We start from the raw sequence: 20,574 nt of genomic DNA, 5'->3' as shown, positions 1-20,574 counted from the left end.
GCGGGAACGTCCGCAGGACGACGAGCAGGGGAGGGCACGTGGTGGACGGTCCGCGCTCCCGACCGATGTTCCGCCAGGTCCCGGCGGACATGTTCGCCTTCACCACCACCGACCGGGCCGAGTTGCACACCGCCGTCATGCAGGTCTTCGGCGACGCCCACGAGCGGCTGGTCGCGGCGTTGACCTTCGACGAGATCCTCGCGGCGTTGCCCGGCGTCGGCTGGTACGAGCCGGTCGCCGACAGCTCGCTCGACTACACCCTCGGGGCGCTGCACAAGTACGGGCTCATCGAGCGTACGCAGAACCACAGCGCCCACTACGCCTCCGCCGCCGAGTACGAGCGGCGTAACCTGCACTACTCGTTGAGCCGCAAGGGGGAGGCCGCCTACGAGGGCGTGCTGCACGCGGTGCAGCACCTGTCCTCGACCGGGGCGCTGCAGACGGCGGTGCTCGACGCCATCCTCGATCGCCTCGGTGAGCTGCATGACCTGCTCACCGACGACACCGCTGCGGACCGCCGTGTCTACGCCGCCCTCATGGAACTCGAGGGGCACCTCGCCGGCCTGCGGGCCAGCACCAAACAGTTCAACGGCCAGCTTCAGCGGCTGCTACGCGAGGAGGGCGCCGACCCCACCACGTTCGCCGAGGTCAAGCAGGCCACCATCGCCTACCTGTCGGAGTTCGTCACGAACCTCGACGGGCGCCGGCAGGCGATCGCCGAGGCGGTGGCCCGCATCCAGCAGCGCGGCGTCACCGTCCTGCATCACCGGGCCCTGCGCGGCGCCGACCTGCCTACCCTGCCCGGCAGCAGCGACCCCGCCCCGCGCTGGCTGGAGCAGCGTGCCGCGCGGTGGGACGGCCTGTGCTCGTGGTTCCGGCCCGGCGACGGCGCCCGCCCCCGCATCGACCAGCTCGCCGACGTCGCCCGACGCGCCATCGTCGCCCTGATGCGGGCCCTGGAACGGCTGACCGACAGTCGGCGGCGCGGCACCAGCACCGCCGCCGACTTCCGTGCGCTGGCCCGCTGGTTCGCCACCTGTGAGTCCGACGAGGCGGCGCACACGTTGTGGTCCGCCGCCTTCGGGCTGTGGCCCGCCCGGCACACCCACCTCGCACTGGACGACCCGACGGCGGTACCGGCCACCACGTCGTGGTGGCACGCGCCGGCGGTGCCCGTGTCACCGTTGCTGCGCACCACCGGACAGGCGGACAAGGTCGCCCGCACGGCCAGGGTCCGCGACACCGCCGAGGTACGCCGGCTGCGCCGCGAGCGGGTGGTGGCGGAGCGGGCGGAGCTCGAGCGGGCGTGGCGGCAGCTGGCCACCCCCGGGCCGGTGCGACTGTCGGCGTTCGGACGGCTCGACCCGGGCAGTTTCGCGCGGCTGCTGGAGCTGCTGTCGCGGGCGCTGTCCGCCCCCGAACGGCACGGCGTGCGTCGCGCGGCGACGGCCGACGGTCGGCTGGTGGTGACGCTCACCGACGCCGACAGTGCCGGCCGCGCGCTGCTCCGGACACCACACGGCGTACTGTCCGCCCCCGATCTGCTGGTCTCGATCAGCGAGGCCCGCCCGACGCCCGCTTTTCCCCGCCAGGCTACCGACACCGAGCCCCCCGACCTGCCGGCGATCCTCGACGAGGCCGAGCGGCTCGTCGCGCCCGGCGACGCCAGCCCGCCGGGACTCGGCAGCGAGGCCCCGATGATGATCGACGGGCGGTCGGCGTGAGCGATCTGCGCAGCGAGCTCGACCGTGAGCGGGCGGCCGAGCGGGCCCAGGCGATCCGAGCCCTGCTGGCCCGTCCCCTGCTCACCCGCGACACCGCGGCCGCCGACTTCGCCCTGGTCGTGCGGCACCGAGCCGACCTGGTCGCCTGGTTCGACACGCACGCCGGCTGGCGGTTGATCGTCGAACCCCGCGCCGGCTACGCCCGGCTGATGAAGACGTCACCACGGCCGCCGCTCGATCGTCCGGCCCGCCGTCCGCGTGGCGCGCGGAGCCCGCTTGACCGTCGCCGCTACACCCTGCTCTGCCTGGTGGCCGCCGAGCTGCTGGCCGGGCCGGTGACCACGATCGGCATCGTGGCCGAGCGGCTGGCCCAGGCGTCCGCCGTCGAGCCGGACATCGCCGCGTTCGACAGCTCCCGGCACGACGACCGCCGGGCGTACGTCGACGCCCTGCTCGTGCTGGAGGAGTTGGGTGTGCTCACCGCCGTCGACGGCAGCACCGACGCCTACCTGCAGCACGCCGACGCCAAGGTGCTCTACCGGGTCGACAGCGGCAGGCTGGTCCGGCTGCTCGCCGCGCGGCAGGCGCCGTCGCGGCTACCCGACCGGGATGTGGCGGCGCTGGTGCACGAGCCTCGCTACGGCGGCGCCGACGATCCCGCCGCTGACGTCTCCGACGAGCAGCGCAACCGCTGGCTGCGGCATTCGATCGTGCGGCGGCTCCTCGACGACCCGGTGGTCTACTTCAGCGACCTGTCCGACGCGCAACGCGCCTACGCGGCCAGCATCACCGGCCGTCGGATGCTGCGCACCGCGATGGCCGACGCCGGGATGCTGCTGGAGGAACGCGCCGAAGGGCTCCTTGCCGTCGACCCGGATGCCCTGGCCACGGACGAGAGGTTCCCGGCTTCCGGCAGCGTCGCCGGGCAGGCGGCGCTGCTGCTGCTCGACACCGTCCTCGCCGCCCGCCCCGCCCCGGTCGACGAGGAACAGCTCGTCGGGCAGCTCGCCACCCGGTTCGCGGCGGTGCCGCAGTGGGCGCGCACCTACCGCTCCGACGGCGGCCCGCAGCGGCTCACCGAGGAAGCGCTGGCCCTGCTCGGCCGGTTCGGGCTCGTCGACCGGGCCGGCGGAAGTGTTCGCGCTCTGCCCGCCGCCGCCCGCTACGCCATCGGCGCGCCCACCGTCGTCAGCCCCACCCGAGCCAGGAGCCGCCGGTGACCGTCCTGACCCTGCCCAGCGGCGACGCTCCCGCCGGCACGCTGCGTACCGACCGCTGGCAGCCCACCCGGGCCGGCGTGCTCAACGTCTGGCGCTACTACGACGAGGTGTTCACCTTCCACCGCGGTCGACTGCTGCTGCGGGGACCCAACGGCACCGGCAAGTCCAAGGCCTTGGAACTGCTGCTGCCCTACCTGCTCGACGCCAACCTGCGCCCCTCGCGACTGTCCACCTTCGGCGGTTCCGAACGCACCATGCACTGGAACCTGATGGGCGACGGCTACCCGCACACCACCCGGGTGGGCTACGTGTGGCTGGAGTTCGGACACGACGGTGACGACGGACCGCGCTGGTTCACCTGCGGCGCCCGGCTGGCCGCCTCCACCAACACCCGCACCGTCGACACCGCCTACTTCACCACCGAACTGCGGGTGGGTGAGCCCGCCGGTCTGTCCCTGGTCAAGGACGGCAACGTCCCGTTGACCCGCCAGGACCTGACCCAGGCACTCGGTGACCGCGGCGCCGTACACACCGGCGCCGAGTCCTACCGGCGCGCGGTACGGGAGACCTTGTTCCGCGGGCTCAGCGAGACGCAGTACGAGGCGCTGATCGCGACCCTGCTGCAGCTGCGTACCCCGAAACTGTCTGAGCACCTGAACCCCGACGCGTTGTCCGAGGTGCTGTCGAAGGCCCTGCCGCCGCTGGACGCCGCCGACCTGGCTGAGATCGCCGAGGGCTTCGAGCAGCTGGACCGACGGCGCGAGCGCCTGGCTCGGCTCGACGAGGAAGTGACCGCGGCACGCCGGCTCGCCGAGCGCCAGCAACGGTACGCGCGCCGGGCGTTGCGGCGCGGCGCTGCCGAGGTCGTCGCGGCCACCACCAAGCTGGACAACGTCACCCGGGACGCCCGCCAACGCCGGCAGGAACACGCGGCGGCCGCCGCCGAGCTGGCGCAGGTGAGCACGGCCATCAGCGACAATGAGCGCGAGCAGGCCGTCACCGAGGAGACCATCGGGGGCCTACGCGACAGCGACGCCTACCGCGAGGGCCAGCAGCTCGACCAGCTGCGGCGGGAGGCAGCAACCGCGAGACGCACCGCCGATCAGGCCGTCGTCGCGGCAGCCAGCCGCCGTGCGGAGGCGGCGAGGGCCAGTCAACGGGCAGAGGGGCTCGTCGCCGAACTCGCCACCACCGCCGCGCAGACCAACAGGTCCTGGCGCGACACGACCGCCGCGGCGCTGGCCGCCGGGATGGCCGCCCACGTCGAACCGCTCGCCGCCGAGACCGCGGACCGGGCCCGTCACCTGCTGCGCGGGATCATCCGCGCCCGAGAGGACGAGATCGCCGCCGTCGCCGCCGCGTTGGCCACCCACGAACGGGCCGTGGTCGAGCGCGACCGGGCGCAGGCCCGGCGGGAGCGACGGAGCACCGAGCGCGACGCGGCAGGCGCCGCCCTGCGGCAGGTCAAGCGAACCTACGACGACGAGGTCGCCGAACTGCGCGACGTCATCGCCCGCTGGGCGTCGGGCTGTGCGGTCCTGCCGGTCACCGACCGGGCGGCGGAACTGGCCGACCTGGCCGGCGACGAGGTAGCGCTCAACGCCCTGGTCGGCGACCTGTCGGCCGCCGTACGCGAACAGCTCGCCGCCGCGCACGCCGAGCGGCGGGCACGCGACGCCGAGCTGGTTCGGCGGCGGGAACCGCTCGCCGGCAGGCTGGCGGCGTTGTCGCGCGCGGCCACGCACGAGCCGGTGGCGCCGCGGCAGCGGACGGCGCCCCGCGGTGACCGACCCGGCGCTCCGCTGTGGCGCCTGGTCGACTGGCGGGCTGACGTGCCGACCGAGGTGCAGGCCGCCGTGGAGGCCGCCCTCGAGGCGTCCGGTCTGCTCGACGCCTGGATCTGGCCCGACGGTTCGGTGACCTCGGACCGCCGTGGCCACGACACCTACCTGGCCGCCGCCACCGCGCTACCCGCGCCGCACGAGTCCTTGCTCGCGGTGCTCGCTCCCGACGAGCGGGCGCCCGTGCCGGCGCCGCTGGTCGCCGCCGCGCTCGCCGGCGTGGCATTCGGGCCAAACGCCCCTCACCACGTCGCCGCCGTCGGCGCCGACGGCAGTTGGCGGCTCGGCCCGCTGCACGGCAGCTCCGGTAAGCCGGACGTGGAGTTCCTGGGCGCGGCCGCCCAGGAGCGGGCCCGGCAGCGGGAGATGACCGAGCTGACCGCTGAACTTGGCGACATCGACGCCGAACGCGCCACGGTGGCCGAGGCGAGCAGGCAACTGGCCGAGCAGCGCAGCACGCTCCAGGCGGAGCTGGCAGCCCGACCGGATCACCGCCCGCTCGTGCGTGCGGCGGACCAGATCGTCCAGGCCGAGCTGAAGCTCGCCGGCGCGCAGGACCTGCTCGACGAGGCCACCCGTGAGGCCGCAGGCGCCGACGAGGTGGTCCGCGCCGCGCTGCGCGAGCTGACCCTCGTCGGCTCCCGGCACGGCCTGCCCACCGCCGCGGCGGACCTCGGCCGGCTGACCGACGCGCTGCGGACACTGCGGCAGGCGGCCGAGGGCTGGTTGACCGACCGCGGCCGGGAGGAGCACACCGCCACCCGGCTCGACGACGCCCGCGAGACCGCCGACCACGCCATTGAGCTGGCCGAGGAGGAAGCGGCCCGCGCCCAGGCCGCCGAGGAAACCGCCGCCGGCCTGGCGGCCCGCCTCGACGCGGTGGAGCGGACCGTCGGCGTCGAGTACCGGGCCGTCCTCGACGAGGTGCACCGGCTACGCACCCACGCGGAGGAACTCAAACAGCACCTGCGACGGTTACGCCCCCGCCACGAGGCCCTCATCGGGCAACTGCACGAGCTCAACGCCCGCGCCGAACGCGCCGAACAGGACCGCGACGACGCCACCGGTGTCCGCGACGACGCGGTCGCCCGCCTGGCCCGACTCGTCGACCTGCTCGGCGCCGACGCGGCGCTCGCCACCGACCTGTCCGGCGTCGGTGCCGTGACCGCGACCCTGCAGGCCGCGCGGCAGCTCGCCGAGGAAATCGGCGCCCTGCCACACGGTCCCCGCCACCTCCGCCAGGACGAAGGCGAACTGGGCAACGTGCTGCACCTCATCAGTGCATCGCTTGCCGGCTACGCCGACCTGGCAATGATCCCCGACGAACAGTGCGACGTGCAGATCGTCACCGCCACCGTCGACGGCCTACGGACCACACCCACGGCCCTGGTGCACCGGCTCACCACCGAACGCGACGAGATGCGAGCTCACCTGACCGAGGAGGAGCGTCAACTGTTCGACCGCACCCTCACCGGCGACACCCGCCGGCACGTCGCGCAACGCATCCGGCAGGCCGCCGACCTGGTCCGCGAGGTCAGCGCGCAACTCGAACGCGTGCGGACCGTGTCCGGCCTCGGCGTACGACTGATCTGGGAGGTCAACAGCGACCTTGACGCCCGGCTACGGCAGGCCCGGGACCTCCTGCTGCAGGACCCGGCGCGACTGACCGAGACCCAGCGGGCAGCCCTGCACGATTTCTTCCGCGCCCGCATCGACGACATCCGCAACGCCGGTTCAACCCAGGGCTGGGAGCAGCAGCTGGGCGAAGCCCTCGACTACCGGCGGTGGCACCGGTTCGTCGTGCAGATCCGGTCCGCCACCGGCGACTGGTCGCCGGTCACCCGACGCCAGCACGGCGCCAAGTCGGGCGGGGAAAAGGCCATCGTGCTGCACCTGCCGCTGTTCGCAGCGGCCGGCGCGCACTACCGCGCAGCCCCCTCGGCGCCGCGACTGATCCTCCTCGACGAGGTCTTCGTCGGCGTCGACCAGACCAACCGTGGACAGCTGATGGCCGTGCTGAAAGCCCTCGACCTCGACCTGCTGCTCACCTCCGACCAGGAGTGGTGCACCTACGCGGAGGTCGACGGCATCGCCATCCACCAGTTGATCGCCGGCGGCGAGGACGGCGACGACGCGGTCACCACCGCCCGCTTCGTCTGGACCGGCCACGACGTCGTGGCCGACGACGAGCCGTGACGGCAGCCCGGTTCGACCGTCCCGAACTCGCACCGCTCTGGACGGAGCTTCGACGCCGATTCGAGGGCACCGACGGGCGGGTGAGCCGGGTACGCCTGCACCACCTCCAGCCGGCTGAACGGGCCGCGCTGGCCGACCTCCTCGGCCTCGCGTACACCCCGGACCCGGATGTGACCGTTTCCGTCCGGCTGCTCGACACGATCCTGCAGACTGCCACCGGCGGACTGGACACCCGAGGCGTGGTCGAGGCGATTGGTGGCCCCCTCACCAGTCGAGCGGAGGACCGCCGGGAACGCGCCGCCGAGCGTGCCAAGCTGTGGCAGTGGGCCCGCGAGCATCCCACCGTCCTCGCCGAGCCGGCCCTGCTCACCTGGCTCGATCGCGTTCGCGCCGGCGGCCTCGTCGCCGGCGACACCTCCGCCACCCGGACGCTGCTGGAGCAGGCATTCGAGGTCCTTACCGCACTACCCGCGGCCGGCGAACCGCTCCCGGTGCTGGCCGCCCGCCTCACCGGTGACTCCCATGCGCTCGACGAGGACAGCCGGCTCGGCAAGGTGGTGCTTCGGGCCTTGGCCGCGCTGCGCGACGAGGAGACACCGACCGACGCGGAGGGTCGCCGGCGGCTGTGGGAGTACTCGGGCGTCGCCTGTGACGAGCTGTCAACCTCCGTCCTGGTCGCGGGGATGCGGCCCGCCGGCGACGGCCCACTCGCCCGAGGATTACGCATCTGGGCCGACGCCGGTCAGGCATCCGTGGTCACCCTGGCTCACCTCAAGCGTCACCCTGTCGGTCCACTGCAGGGACCGGTGTTCGTCGTGGAGAACCCGGCGGTGATCGCACTCGCGCTCCAGAGGTTCGGTGTCGCCTGCCCACCCCTGGTCTGCGTTGCTGGATGGCCGAGCACGGCGGCGATCATGTTGTTACGAGCGATCGCTGCCAGCGGGGCGAGGCTCCGCTACCACGGAGACTTCGACGGCGAAGGCCTGCGGATCGCCGCGCACGTGATGAGCAAGACGGGCGCGGAACCGTGGCTGCTCCAGGCGGAAGACTACCGGCGTGCCGTGCCGAGTGCGGGCCCACCGGCGGGTCGAGTCGACGACACCCCCTGGGACCCGCAACTGGCTGAAGTCGTCCGCGCACACGGCATAGCTCTGCTTGAGGAAGTGGTGGCGGATTCCCTGCTTGCCGACATGGGAGCATACGTCGACGGCGATGGGACCGAGGAAGAGACCGGCGTTCGGCCGGGGGCCGATCCACCGGTCGGATGACCCTTACTTGAATCTTCCCGCTGCAGGGCGGGGTCCACCACCGGGCTGCCGCCGTGCTGGCGCGGCCGTCCGGACAGGACCTTATCGGCGAACACTTGTCGCCAGATGCTGGGGCGGATCTGGAAAGACAGCGCTCGAATCGATGGAAGCGCCGCGCGTAGGTTCGCCAGGTGGCCGATGGCCACCCATCCCACGTGGAGGTGTTGGTGGTGGCGCAGACCGACGCTCGGCGGCACGCTCGCGGTAATTGCCGGGTTGTGGTGGGGTGGCGCGCCGTAGCGCCATACCGACCGTTGATGTTGTTGATGCTGGTCAGCTCGACGGCGTCGTTCGCGGCACTCGGCGTGCTGTCGTTGTTTGCCCGGGATGAGCTGGGCGCCTCGGACACCATGGTGACGGTCAATTTCGTTGTCGTCGCACTGGCCAGTATGGCGGTGATGCTCGCAACGGGCCACGTCTCCGACCTCGTTGGTGCCCGACGAGTGATCGTCCCGGCGAGCCTCGCGTGGCTGGGCATCGGCTACGCGGCCCTAGCGAGCGTGCGGACGTACCCGGCGATGCTCGCCGTCGGCGTCGTCTTCTTCTGCGCGGTGGGCGTCCCCAACGCCCAGCTGATGGCCTACGCGCGTGACCTCGTCGATCGCCGGGAAGACACCGCCGCCCCCACCGTCGTGATCGCCCTGATGCGCATCGTGTTGTCCGTCGGTTCGTTCACCGGATTCGGCATCAGCGGTCTCGGCCTGGCCTACCTCGGAGCACGCCCGCTGTTCCGGGTCGTCGCCGTCGTCTGCCTTGGCTGTCTGGCGCTGTCGTGGTACCTGCTGCGAGGGCACAACACCGACGCCACGGCACCTCAGCCGGTCAAGCAGCAGAGCACCGATGACAGGCGCGGTGCCCAGAAGAGGACGGACGGCGGTACGCGGCTACTGCTGATCCTCGTGGTCGTCATGGTGCTGTTCTCCAGCGGACGCATCATGCTGCTGTCCCAGTTACCGATCCTGGTGACCGTGTCCCTGCACGCCCCGCTGCAGATGACTGGAATCGTGCTCGCGCTGCCGCCACTGTGCGAACTGGCCCTCATGCCGATGATGGCGTACGCGGCCCTGCGCTGGGGACGCGGCAAAGTGTTCCTGGTCGGGGGTGCCGCGAGCGTCGCCTACTACGGCGGCCTCGTCGTCGTCACCACACCTGGACAGCTGATGCTGCTGCAGGTCGTCTACGCGGTGTTCGGCGCCGCCACAGTCATTGCCGGTCTCGACCTCGCCCAACGGTTGATGGCAGGTCGTGCCGGTACGGCCACGTCGATATACCTCAGCCATGAAAACGTGGCGACCGTCAACGGAAGTCTCGTGGCCATGGCGTCCGTTGCCACGCTGGGACACCAGATCGGCTTCCTCGTCCCGGGAGCGCTGTGTCTGATCGCTCTCGCCCTCGCCACCTGGGCGTTCATCCGGCACCCAGACTCATCCGACCTGCGCCACAGGCCACCGCGTGGACAGCACCCCCTGATACCCGCCGGTACACCCTGAATGCGATCAGATCCAGCTGTCTGACTGCTGCCGGCCCTCACCCGCGCATGGCGAAGGCCAGCATGCCGGAGCTCCCCTTCGGACCCGTACCCGGGCTGCCGCATGCGGCGAGTGCGGCCGTCCGGCGAATACAAGATTACGACGTTTCATTGCGGCCCAATCCCAACATTGGTCCAAAGCGGACTGCTCCTGTGAGATGTGCTCCCGTCCGAGCTAGAAGCTCGCGACGAGGGTGAAGACGCAGACGATCAGCATGCCGGTCGCGTTGACGAAGAGGTTGCGGCCGAGGTCGCGGGCACGAATGTGCAACGCGATCGCCACGATGAAGTACAGCACCAGCGCGGCCGACGTGATGAGCCCGAGGTACGGCACCCAGATGCCGGCGATGAGGCCGGCGGCTGCCGCGAACTTGACGGGGGCGAGGACCCACCAGTAGCGGCGGGGCCAGTGCACGTCCTCCAGGCATCTCGCGATGAACGACACCGGACGCAGACACAGCAGACCGTCGCCGAACGAGATCACCGCAAGAAGGATGACGGGCCAGACCGGGTCGGGAAGGGCTGACATCAAATCAACATACCATACGGTATGGTATGTTGATCTTATGTCGACCCGGGAACGCTGGCTCACGGCAGGGCTTGATGCGCTGGCGGCCGAGGGTGCGTCGGGTGTCCGGGCCGACCGCATCGCGGCCCGACTCAAGCTGACGAAAGGCTCTTTCCACCATCACTTCGCCGGGATGGAGGACTATCGCCGGGCGCTGCTGGAGCGGCACGAGCAGGACCAGTTGGCGCTGCTGGAACGCCTTGCCGCGGACCTGGAACAGGTCCCGGCCGATGCCGCTCTCGGCGCCCTGACCGACCGCCTGACCGGCCTGTTTGATGCCGACCTTGAACGGGCGGTACGCAGTTGGGCGGTGACCGACCCGGCGGCCCGCGCCACACAGGAACGACTGGACGGCGCACGGCTCGAGTTCCTGCGCCGCACGTGGGCCCGAATTCTCCGTGATGAGCGGCGGGTGCACACCGCAGCCCTCGTTCCCCACCTCATCGCGATCGGTGCGAGCATGGCTCAACCACCCCTGCCGGCCGACGACCTGCGCGCCGTATTTGGTCTCCTCTCCGAGTTGGCATCCGGAGTACGGATTCCCGGGGCGTGAACCAGGCACGCCAGAGGTGCCCCGAGTTCGCCCGGATCACATCATCTTCGATTTGCCGGTGCCGCGTTGGTTGACGCAAAGCGCGGACGCGCGCACCGCCGACGACACGCTCTGCTCGCATGAGGAGAGTGTCGTCGGCGATGCGCTCCGGCTCCCGCCAGGGCGTGCTCTCCTATGGGACTAGTAGCACTTGACGCCGCTGGCGGGGCTGATCACGTACCATTCGTGCTGCCCGTATCCGGTCCGCTTGGTGTAGCAGTTCTTTTTCGGCCAGTTCCATTGGCAGGCCACCCAGCTGCCGTCGCCGGAGGTCTTCGTGCGGTTGTTCTGGCAGATGTACGTGTTGCCGCCCCCGGTCCACTGCCCCAGCTTGAAGTAGCCGTTGGCCTTGTCGTTCCGTACGTAGATGGCCCGCCGGTCGAACCGGATACACATGGTCGCGTTGTATCCCGATGGGAAGTAGCACTGCATGTTGCTGGCGGTCGCTCCTGACCACACCGTTGACTTCGAGACGTTGGTTCCGTTCTTCCAGTACAGCGACCCGGCTGACGCCGGAGGTGCGAATACCGTCGTGGAAGCCATCGCCAGCGTGGTTCCCAACAGGGCCGAGCAGGCCATCGAGCGGAGACGTGTCACAGTCTCTCCCTTCCTGGGATTTCGTTCCGGCAGCGCGGGCCGGAATAGCAGATTATTGCGCACCCTCGGAACCGTCCACTTGCCACTGCCGGCCGGCTGGATCGGCATCCTCGTGCGACCGAGTCTGGCAGAAACACTTCGAGGTACGACGATGTCGAACGCAACTTGCGGAAATCTTGAGCTTGAAATGCTCGGGCGGGCTCACTCGTATGGTCTGACGGTGAGGTGATCTCAGCAAGATCGGCTTGATGAGCTGTTCTGCCTGTGTCTGTGGGGGATGGGTGGCTTCAGCGGCTTGACTTGGCCCCACCTGGCGGTGTGATTCGGCCCCATCGGTCGGGGTGCCGAATGTTGTGTCGGTGTGATGTGGTCCCACCTGGAGGCTTGACTGGAGCGCTACCCGGTCTGCCTCAGGGCGTCGTCGAGCGGCGCCGAGCTGGACTCGACCATCCCCGCCGATCGTGCACTGATGGACCGCATCGCTGACCTTCAAGCGGCGCACCTGCACAAGCTCGCCGCGCTCCCGGCGGCCGCCCGCCCGGCCGGCACCTAGGTCAGGCCCGCCGGATACTCGAGAAGTACCGCGTCCAGCTCGGGGCCCAGCAGCTCGGCACCGCGCAGACGGTCAGCGATGCCCGCATCCGCAAGTTGCTGAGTCCGTGGCCGGCCCTACGCAGCGTCCTGTGCCTCGATCAGGTCGAGGTCGCGGACGCAGAAGCCGTGGTGCTCGAAGGTCTCGTTGAGCACCGTGCCGAGGCACTGCCGTACCGAGCGGCCCCGGGCGTACGGCGGCCAGACATCGTCGTCGGGCACCGGCGCTCGCGCTGCGAGCTGCACAGCGGTGACCTCGTCGAGCCAGGCCTCGAGCTCGGCGGCCTGTGCGTCACGCATGCTCACGATCTCGTCGAGGGTCGGATCGAGCGAGAGGTCAAGCCCGTGCGCTCCACGGTAGGGCTCGACGGTCGGCCCGATGCCCATCGGCGTGAACAGCTCCGTCGAGCCCAGGCAGCAGCGGCGGAACCACGAGTCGTGGACGAAGACCAGGTGGCGCATCGTCTGCACCGCCGACCACTCGTCGTTCACGCTGCGGCGCTCGATGCCGGGCGTACGGCGGATTCGCTCGATCGTGGCGGCCCAGCCGGCATGGAGCTGACGCGCTGCCTCGCGCAGATCGGCAGGGTCCTCGGAGCGGATCAGCACCCGCACCGGATGACGCCGGTCGAGCTCTGCCTCGACGTACTCGGTGACCTCGACACCGTTCACTACGAGGTTGGTGATGAGCCCGTCGATCACGGCATCCTGCATGACGACGCCGATCAGGCGTGCCCCGGTCAGATCGCACTCGCGGAACTCCGCACCGTGCAGCTCCTCGTCCACATACCGCCTCATGCTCCGCATACTAGGTCCGAGCACCGACAAGTCAGCCGGCTTGATGTGGCATCCTCCATGTCCTGACCGAGCGCGAAGAACGCGACAGCGTCGCGATCGCCTCCACCGAATCCTTCTCCGGATGCACCAAGACCGTCACGATCCGCGCTTGCGCGGGCCCATCGTCGACCGGCTCACCTACGGCGGCACCATCATCGAGGTCGGCGCGCAGCATCGATGGCCATGCCCGTGTGAACCTCACCTGCTTCGGGTGAGGTGCGACCGCATGTTGGCGGGGCATGCTGGGCCGTGAGGGGGTCACGATGGCTGATGCCACCCAGGATTTCTTCCGCGGCCTTGCTCAGGGGAGACGCGACTGCCGGTTGACGGCGTTGCATGAGGGCAGTGTCCGTTTCGACATCAGCCGGGACGGTCAGGTCTCCCATTGGCTGATCTCCATCAGCAAGGGCGACATCACGGTGTCGGAGCAGGCGACGGGCGGGGATGCGGTCGTCCGGGCGGATGGGGCGGTCTTCGACCGGATCGCCACCGGTGAGACGTATTTCCTGACCACGGTGCTGCGCGGCGAGGCGACCGTGGAGGGCAGCCCTCGGCTCTTCGCGACCGTACGGAGGTTGTTTCCGCCGCCGCCGACTTCCGAGAGGGACCGGACGCCGGGAGGTGGCCGTGAGTGAGAGCCAGGTCAGCATTCTGGACGGAACTACCTTCGTCGTATCCGATCGGACGGGCGACATCGTCGCGTCACCCGACGCTGAGCACGGCCTTTTCGCCCACGACACTCGCTTGTTGTCGAAGTGGCAGCTGACCATCAACGGCGAGCGGCTGACCACCCTCTCCATCGACGAGGTCCACTACTTCGAGAACCGCTTCTACCTGGTCCCCGGCGAGCACGACGTCTACGTCAACAGCACCCTCACCGTGCGCCGGATCCACAACCTGGACTCTGGCCTGCACGAGGAACTGATCATCACCAACAACGATCGGCGACCGGTCGACCTGACCCTGCGGGTCGAGGTGGACGCCGACTTCGCGGACCTCTTCGAGGTCAAGGACGCGGCGTTGACGAAGAAGGGACGGCACTACCGGCGAGTCGACGACGGGCGGTGCCTCGTCCTCGGCTACGAGCGCGAACGGTTCCGGCGGGAGACGCTCGTCTCGGCGTCGGTGCCGGCGGCGTTCGACGAGAACGGCGTGACGCTCGAGGTGCACATCGAGCCGCACAGTCGATGGTCCGGCCGGCTCAGTGCGCTGCCCGATCTTCCCATGCCACGAGGTCTGGATCGGCTCACCATTCCCGGTCGAGCGGTGCGGGCGGGGCGCGACAAACAGCGCGACCTGCTGGACTGGCTGGACCAGGCGCCGCGCCTGGAGTGCGGCTGGGAGCCGCTGCGTGGCACCTACCGACAGAGCTTGATCGACCTGGCTGCGCTGCGGTTCAGTCCCTTCCTCGCCGAGGACAAGAGTGTTCCGGCGGCCGGGCTGCCCTGGTTCATGAGTCTCTTCGGCCGGGACAGCATCCTCACCAGCTTTCAGGCGTTGCCGGTCGCGTCGGAACTCGCCGCCACCACCCTGCAGGTGCTGGCGTTTCGGCAGGGCAGCCGGGTCGACGACTTCCGGGAGGAGGAACCCGGCCGGATCCTGCACGAGATGCGATACGGCGAGCGGACCGTCTTCGACGAGACGCCGCACAGTCCGTACTTCGGCAGCGCGGACGCCACGCCACTGTTCCTCGTGCTGCTCGACGAGTACGAGCGGTGGACCGGTGACGCGGACCTGGTCCGCTCGGTCGAGCAGGAAGCGCGCGCGGCGATCGACTGGATCAACGACTACGCGGACCTGACCGGTGCCGGGTACATCTCCTACCAGCGGCGCAACACGATCAACGGCTTGGAGAACCAATGTTGGAAGGACTCCTGGGACGGCATCTCGTTCCGCGACGGCCGGCTGCCGTCCTTCCCCCGCGCCACCTGCGAGCTGCAGGGGTACGCGTACGACGCGAAGATGCGCACCGCACGGCTCGCCCGCGGCATCTGGAACGACCCGGCGTACGCGGACCGGCTGGAGCGGGAGGCGGCCGAGCTCAAGGACCGCTTCAACCGCGACTTCTGGGTCGCCGACGGCGAGTACATCGCCCTCGCCCTCGACGGTGAGGGCCGCCAGGTGGATGCCCTGGCGTCGAACATGGGCCACCTGCTCTGGAGCGGCATCCTCGACGAACAGAAGGCCGCCGCCGTGGTGCGGCACCTGATGTCGCCCGCACTCTTCAGTGGCTGGGGCATCCGCACGCTGGCCCAGGGCGAGGCCCGCTACAACCCGATCGGGTACCACGTGGGGACGATCTGGCCGTTCGACAACTCGTTCATCGCCCTCGGGATGCGGCGGTACGGGTACGCCGACGAGGCGGCGCGGGTCGCGGCCGGCATCCTGGACGCGGCGGCCTTCTACGACGGCCGGCTGCCGGAGGCGTTCGCCGGCAGCACCCGCGCCGAGACCCGGTACCCCGTCAACTACCCGACCGCGTGCAGCCCTCAGGCATGGTCCGCCGGCGCCCCACTGCTCCTGCTGCGAACGATGCTCGGCATCCGGCCGGTCGGCGAAGATCTGGTGATCAGGCCGGCTCTGCCCGCTAACCTCGACTTCGTGGCGCTGCTGGACATCCCCGGCCGATGGGGGCGCCTCGACGCCTACGGCAGACGGCCGGCCACAGCCGACCGCCGCGAACTCCAGCCGGCGCCGCTACAGCTGTCGCCACCGTGACGGAGGGACGATGGAGGAAATCGACCCGGCGCGTACCGCCGTCCTCTGCGTCCACTGGCAGCACGAGGTCGTCAGCCCCGACGGGCTGTTCGGCCCGCTCTTCGCCGACCAGGTCGCCCGGCACCATGTCGCGTCGCACGCGGCACGGGTCGCCGCCGCCGTGCGGACCGGCGGCGGTTCCGTCGTCTACACGCGCGTCGCTCACCGTCCCGGCTATCCGGACCTCATCCCCAACACCCCCGCCTTCGCCCTGATCCGGCAGCGGAACGCCTTCCTCGAGGGCGCCCCGAAGACCCGGATCATCGACGAGGTCGCGCCGCAGTCCGGCGACGTCGTCATCACCCACGTCCGGCTCAGCGGCTTCTTCGGCACCGACCTGGACACGATCCTGCGCGCCCGGGGCGTGCAGACCGTCCTGTTCACGGGCGTCGCCACCAACCTGTCCATCACCGGCACCGCGTACGAGGCGGTCAACCACGGGTATCGCATCGTGACCGTCTCGGACGCGTGCACGGCGGCCACCGACGACGCGCACCGGGCGAGTCTGGCCACGTTGGGCCAGCTCGGACCGGTGGTCAGCACCGACGACGTGGTCCGCCGCCTGACGGGCGGACCCTGAGCCCTTCACGTGGGCGGCGGGCGCCGGGCACGGCCACCATGTTCTGACACCTCCATGCCCTCCACCAGACACCCGCGCCCGGTGAGGTAGCAGCTCGTCCGTGCCGGCGTCAGGGCGGTGTGTCGAAGCCGGTGCCAGGGCACGAATCAGGTGCCGGCGGTGCGGGCGGTGAAGCGTCGGGCGGCCTCGGTGAGCCGGTTTCGCCGGGGATCGGCGGCGAGCGCGGCCAGGCCCGGCACGTCGACCGGGCGGTTGCCGGGTGCGGCGTCGGCAGCGAGGGTGACCAGGTCGGCCAGGGCTGGCCGGGCTCCGGCGGGCAGCAGCATCGGCAGCGCCGCCGACGTCACCTGCCAGACCGCCTCGCGGGCACCGGCCCTGAGCACCTCGGTCAGCGGCGGGACGACCCGCTGCAGCACGATCCGACCGGCAGCGGCGAGGGCGCCGATCTCTGACCCGATCCCGGCGCTGTCCCAGTCCGGCCGGGCAGCGAGGGTGATGAGCGCGTCGCCGGCCGCCAACCGTACGGGTTGCCGATGGTTGGCGAGCGCGTACGCCATCGTCGACCACATCGCCGGGCCGGGTGGGCCGTCGGCGGTGGCGAGACCGCTGAGGATCCCGGTGGGGATGGTGCCCCGCTCCACCGCCGCGGCGACGAACGGCTGGAGGTGCGCGGCCATGACCTCCCGGTGCGACGGCGCGATCATCGGCCACAGCGGCAGGCCGCCGGTCCACCCGATGTGGTTGATCCGCTGGACCGCGTCGAGCGGCTCGGCGAGTTCGGCCGGCAGGCCGGTCGGGTCCAGAATCGCGATTCGCCGACCGGTCCGGTACGGCTGGTGGCCGACCTCCTCCACCCAGGTGCGCGGCTCGACCCGGGTGGTCAGCGCCGCGGCGAACCGGCGCCCGGCGGGGGAGGCCAGACGCCGCGCGCCGGCGTGGACGACCTCGTTGACCTCGCGCGGCAGCCGCAGGATGGCCTGTGTCAGGTCGGCGTGGCCCGGCTGCCAGCCGTCGTCCTCGGCCGTGCGGAGCAGGTCGAGCACCCGAGCGGGATCGACGTGCCCGGCGACGGTGGCCGGCGTGGCCAACAGCGCCGGCGGCGGCTCCTTGAGGAGCCGTTCGGCGAGTTCGGTGACCCGGCGTTCCAGGAAGCGCGTCACCGGATGCGGCTCCGCCCACCGGTGCGGCGTCTCAGCCGACACGTAGTTGCCGGTGGCGGCGGCGACCACGGCCGGCCACGGTCCGGTCCACTGCGGGACCATCGGCCTCAGCACCCGCTCGGCAGCGGCGCGGTCGCCTCGCGCCGCCCGCACCAGCCCGTCGAGCAGCAGCTCGTACCGGACGGGATCGTCGTTGCCCTTGCGGAACACGATCGCCAACTCGCCGGCGAGCGCGCCGAGATCCAGCGGCGGTGGCATCTCCGCCGGCGGCTCCGCGACGCGCGGCGCAACGGCGGCGGGAGCGGGCGGCGCGGCGCCGAGCAGCCCGGCCAGCCGGCGCGCGACCGCGCCGTCGAGCGCCGGCAGTTCGTCGCGCAGCCGGTTCCGGCCCTCCGCCGACAGCGTCGGCAGCCCTCGCTCGATCAGATCGAGGGTGGCGTCGGCGAGTTCGGGCACCGGATGGAACAGCCCGACCACCAGCCCGTCCAGCAGCGGCTCGACCGGAAACGTCCGTAGCCACTTCAGATGTGCCCGCACCAGCGTCTTCTCCTGGCGGGACAGCATGCTCTGAGTGATCTCCAGCAGGGCCGCCGGATCCAGCGCGGACACCCGGTGCAGGTCGCGCAGCCCGGTGTACGCGAGGTTCGCGACCGTCGACATCGGTGCGGTCAGCAGGCCGATCAGCTCCTGCCGGTGCCCGGCCAACTCGTCGAGGGTCGGTGCCAGCTGCTTGAGCAGATCGAGGTACGGCTGGAGCAGCCCCTTCCGCCCGCCGGCCCGCAACCGGCGCAGGCACCCCGCGATGAGCACCCGCCGGTCGATCCGGCCGCTGGCGGCCAGCTCGAGCAGGGCCGGAGGCCAGTCCCGGCTGGCGACGCCGGTCGCGAAGGCGGCGGCCACCCGGTCGTCGTCGAAGAGGTACGGCACCACGTGGTCGAGCCACGGGTCGGCGGCCAGGGCAGCGGCCAGCGACGGGTTGCCCCGCCGCATCCCCACGTACTGCGCCACGGCCGCGGACGTGTCCGGCGGCCCGGTACCCACGGCCCGCATGAGCGCCTCGGTGAACGGCCAGTGAGCGGCCCCTCGGATCCGCGAGCCGGACCGGCGCAGCAGCTGTCGGGCCAGGCTGGCACCCCAGTCGGCGCCGCGCGCCCGGAGCAGGCCGGGCACCATCTCGGGTGCCACCCGCAGCGACGGGCCCGCGGACCACGGCCGGTACAACCGCTTCACCGCGTCAGCGACGGTGGGAGCGCAGGCGAGCACGGCCATGGCGAGGACCGTGTGGCGGCGCTCGTTCAGCTCTCTGGCCTCGTGCGTGGCCCGCCACTCCAGTCGCTGCTGCTCGAAGCCGCGCTGGCGTTCCTGCCGCTGCGACCGCTGGCGGGCCATGAGCGCCCGGATGCCGGCGAGGTCGCGGGGAATCTCCTCCCCGGGAGCGGTCATGAACGCGAAACCGAACGTGCCGGACGTGGGCAGCTCCGGCTCCGGCTCGGGCTCGGGTGGGGGCAGCACGACCGGCTTCGGCTCGGCACGGGTCGGCGTGTGCGCCTCCAGCGTCGGCAGCAGGGTGGCCCGCCCGGCGGCGTCCAGACCCGCGAGCGTCTCCCCGAGCGCGTCGAAGTCGGCCTCGTCGATCAGCGCGCACACCTCGGGCCATCCGTCACGCACCGTGCGTCACTCCCTTCTTCTCGCTGAGCATCGCTGCCACGACGTGCTTGCACGGCCCGCGTAGGCCCTGATGCTCGGCCCACCAGGCGCAGGTGCAGGCGTACCCGGCGCCGCGCCGGTGCACGAGATAGGTCGAACCGCCGGAGGTCACCTCCACGCCGGCGGCCGTCGACATCACCCCGCCCGCCGCCCCCAGCGCCCGCGCCGCCGCCAGCCGCGGATGCAGCGCGGCCACGACATCGGCCCGGTAGGGCAGCGGCCGGTGGAACGACGCCGCCGCCGCGATGTCGTAGCCCACCTGGCCCGCCGTGGCGAGCGCGGCGAGGGCGGCGGTGGCCCGTCGACCGTCCCAGCCCATCCGCTCGGCGACCGACGACCGGTCGACGACCGGGTCGCTGACCAGCAGGGCGCTCAACGCGTCGGCGTCGGTGTCGGCGGCGGACCCGGCTCCGAGGTCGGCCAGCAGTTGACCGTCCCCGGCGAAGCCGTGCTGCACGGCGGTCGACAGCAGCAGCGTGAACCGGGCCGTGCCGAAGTCGAGCACCCAGCCGCTCACCTGGGTCGGCGCGCCGCTGACCGGCGGCGCGTAGAGGGTGACGGTGCGCGCGAGGGGAAGCAGCGGACGCAGCACCGACAGGCGGTAGCCGTCCGCCGCGCAGATCGCGCCGCGATCCGGTCGGCTCGTGGAGCGCCACCCGGTCGCGGCCGGCATCAACCACCGCGTCCGCCGGCCGGTACGCGCCGACACCTCGGCCAGCAGCGCGACCGCGCGGCCCGGGCGGAGCTCCAGCAGCGGGTCCATCGGCAGCGCGTGCGCCGACACCTCGGCCAGCCCGCGCAGCCACCGTTGCGGCAGGGGCACCCGCTTCTCGACGACGCGCCCGTCGAGCGTCGACACGGCGAGCTCGTCCTCGCCGACCGCCAGTCGCACCGGGTCCCCGGCCCCGACGCGGGTCAGCGCGGTGTACAACTCGGGGTTGATGTCCACGTTGGTCACGCCCTGACCCACCGGCGCGCCGTCCAGTTCCTCTCCGGCCAGGTCCAGGCGCCCGTACACGCCGCCGCAGGTCGACAGCGCCTCGAACCGCAGCCGTTCGCCGTCGCCGGTGACCACCGGATCGCGCCCGCCCGGACTACGTACCGGCCGGAAGTCGGCGGCTGCGATGTCGGCCAGTGCCAGCAGCCCGCCGGCCACCACCCGGGGCGTACGCACGAAACCGGCGAAGAAGGTCTGCTCGTCGACCCGGTCCGGCGCCGACGTGGCAAGGGCAACGGTGTCGCCGACCACGCCCGACGCGTGCCGGTAGATCCTGGTATCCACCACGGACGGGCTCGCACTCAATGCTCGATCCTCTCTGGGCCCCCCCGCGCGGCGTCCGGGAATGGTGCCACGCACCGCGCAACCCGC

General features: G+C 71.4%; 16 protein-coding genes and 1 pseudogene. 11 read left to right on the top strand and 6 right to left on the bottom strand.

What is annotated here, in order from left to right:
* Positions 1-38 precede the first annotated feature (38 nt).
* The 5 genes from GA0070609_RS14150 to GA0070609_RS14130 all read left to right on the top strand — a co-directional run bounded on the left by GA0070609_RS14150 (position 39) and on the right by GA0070609_RS14130 (position 9,778).
* Positions 39-1,724 carry a TIGR02677 family protein gene (locus GA0070609_RS14150; protein WP_197700289.1) on the top strand — a complete coding sequence of 562 codons (1,686 nt, stop codon included), beginning with the start codon at positions 39-41 and terminating at the stop codon, positions 1,722-1,724.
* Positions 1,721-2,944 carry a TIGR02678 family protein gene (locus GA0070609_RS14145; RefSeq protein ID WP_088994239.1) on the top strand — a complete coding sequence of 408 codons (1,224 nt, stop codon included), beginning with the start codon at positions 1,721-1,723 and terminating at the stop codon, positions 2,942-2,944. The genes GA0070609_RS14150 and GA0070609_RS14145 overlap by 4 nt, the downstream gene beginning before the upstream one ends.
* A complete protein-coding gene (locus GA0070609_RS14140; protein WP_088994238.1) occupies positions 2,941-6,981 on the top strand; it encodes a TIGR02680 family protein in 4,041 nt (1,346 codons plus the stop codon). The genes GA0070609_RS14145 and GA0070609_RS14140 overlap by 4 nt, the downstream gene beginning before the upstream one ends.
* Positions 6,978-8,249: a TIGR02679 family protein gene (locus GA0070609_RS14135; protein WP_088994237.1), complete on the top strand. Its 1,272-nt coding sequence runs from the start codon at positions 6,978-6,980 to the stop codon at positions 8,247-8,249. Before GA0070609_RS14140 ends, GA0070609_RS14135 begins: the two co-directional genes overlap by 4 nt.
* A gap of 296 nt (positions 8,250-8,545) precedes the next feature.
* Positions 8,546-9,778, top strand: coding sequence for an MFS transporter (locus GA0070609_RS14130; protein WP_088994236.1), 1,233 nt, complete (start codon positions 8,546-8,548; stop codon positions 9,776-9,778).
* Between the two features lie 213 nt (positions 9,779-9,991).
* Here the strand turns inward: GA0070609_RS14130 and GA0070609_RS14125 are convergent, their stop codons facing one another.
* Entirely contained in the window at positions 9,992-10,345 is a 354-nt protein-coding gene (locus tag GA0070609_RS14125) for a DoxX family protein (protein WP_088994235.1), read from the bottom strand.
* 37 nt (positions 10,346-10,382) lie between these two features.
* Here GA0070609_RS14125 and GA0070609_RS14120 point away from each other — a divergent pair, with 37 nt between their 5' ends.
* Positions 10,383-10,937, top strand: a complete 555-nt coding sequence (locus GA0070609_RS14120; RefSeq protein WP_157748158.1) for a TetR/AcrR family transcriptional regulator — start codon at positions 10,383-10,385, stop codon at positions 10,935-10,937.
* A 180-nt stretch (positions 10,938-11,117) separates the two neighbouring features.
* On the opposite strand, the gene GA0070609_RS14115 is transcribed toward GA0070609_RS14120, so the two are convergent.
* The gene (locus GA0070609_RS14115) at positions 11,118-11,372 is read right to left on the bottom strand and encodes a hypothetical protein (protein ID WP_088994233.1); all 255 of its coding nucleotides are present in this window, start codon (positions 11,370-11,372) and stop codon (positions 11,118-11,120) included.
* 34 nt (positions 11,373-11,406) lie between these two features.
* Here GA0070609_RS14115 and GA0070609_RS33205 point away from each other — a divergent pair, with 34 nt between their 5' ends.
* Both GA0070609_RS33205 and GA0070609_RS35180 read left to right on the top strand, forming a co-directional pair.
* Positions 11,407-11,802, top strand: a complete 396-nt coding sequence (locus GA0070609_RS33205) for a hypothetical protein (protein WP_157748157.1) — start codon at positions 11,407-11,409, stop codon at positions 11,800-11,802.
* 302 nt (positions 11,803-12,104) lie between these two features.
* Positions 12,105-12,215: pseudogene (locus tag GA0070609_RS35180) on the top strand (hypothetical protein); the annotation flags it as partial.
* Between the two features lie 27 nt (positions 12,216-12,242).
* On the opposite strand, the gene GA0070609_RS14110 reads toward GA0070609_RS35180, so the two are convergent.
* Positions 12,243-12,950 (bottom strand): DinB family protein, encoded by a 708-nt coding sequence (locus tag GA0070609_RS14110; RefSeq protein WP_231928751.1) that lies wholly within the window; start codon positions 12,948-12,950, stop codon positions 12,243-12,245.
* Between the two features lie 43 nt (positions 12,951-12,993).
* Positions 12,994-13,176 (bottom strand): hypothetical protein, encoded by a 183-nt coding sequence (locus GA0070609_RS34875; protein ID WP_157748156.1) that lies wholly within the window; start codon positions 13,174-13,176, stop codon positions 12,994-12,996.
* An 88-nt stretch (positions 13,177-13,264) separates the two neighbouring features.
* On the opposite strand from GA0070609_RS34875, the gene GA0070609_RS14100 reads away from it, so the two are divergent.
* Genes GA0070609_RS14100 through GA0070609_RS14090 form a run of 3 tightly spaced genes read left to right on the top strand, consistent with a single transcriptional unit; the run spans position 13,265 to position 16,338 of the window.
* Positions 13,265-13,636: an SCP2 sterol-binding domain-containing protein gene (locus tag GA0070609_RS14100; protein ID WP_157748155.1), complete on the top strand. Its 372-nt coding sequence runs from the start codon at positions 13,265-13,267 to the stop codon at positions 13,634-13,636.
* Positions 13,629-15,719 (top strand): amylo-alpha-1,6-glucosidase, encoded by a 2,091-nt coding sequence (locus GA0070609_RS14095; RefSeq protein WP_088997725.1) that lies wholly within the window; start codon positions 13,629-13,631, stop codon positions 15,717-15,719. Before GA0070609_RS14100 ends, GA0070609_RS14095 begins: the two co-directional genes overlap by 8 nt.
* A gap of 10 nt (positions 15,720-15,729) precedes the next feature.
* Positions 15,730-16,338, top strand: coding sequence for a cysteine hydrolase (locus GA0070609_RS14090; RefSeq protein ID WP_088994230.1), 609 nt, complete (start codon positions 15,730-15,732; stop codon positions 16,336-16,338).
* A 146-nt stretch (positions 16,339-16,484) separates the two neighbouring features.
* Here GA0070609_RS14090 and GA0070609_RS14085 read toward each other — a convergent pair whose 3' ends face one another.
* Both GA0070609_RS14085 and GA0070609_RS14080 read right to left on the bottom strand, forming a co-directional pair.
* Positions 16,485-19,166 (bottom strand): DUF6493 family protein, encoded by a 2,682-nt coding sequence (locus GA0070609_RS14085; protein WP_157748154.1) that lies wholly within the window; start codon positions 19,164-19,166, stop codon positions 16,485-16,487.
* Positions 19,159-20,490, bottom strand: coding sequence for an SWIM zinc finger family protein (locus GA0070609_RS14080; RefSeq protein WP_172899337.1), 1,332 nt, complete (start codon positions 20,488-20,490; stop codon positions 19,159-19,161). Before GA0070609_RS14080 ends, GA0070609_RS14085 begins: the two co-directional genes overlap by 8 nt.
* Positions 20,491-20,574: the final 84 nt, after the last annotated feature.

Origin of the sequence: Micromonospora echinaurantiaca (assembly GCF_900090235.1) — a bacterium.
Taxonomy (GTDB): domain Bacteria; phylum Actinomycetota; class Actinomycetes; order Mycobacteriales; family Micromonosporaceae; genus Micromonospora; species Micromonospora echinaurantiaca.
Note: the sequence above shows the minus strand (reverse complement) of the source record. Positions and strands in the feature narration are given on the sequence as shown.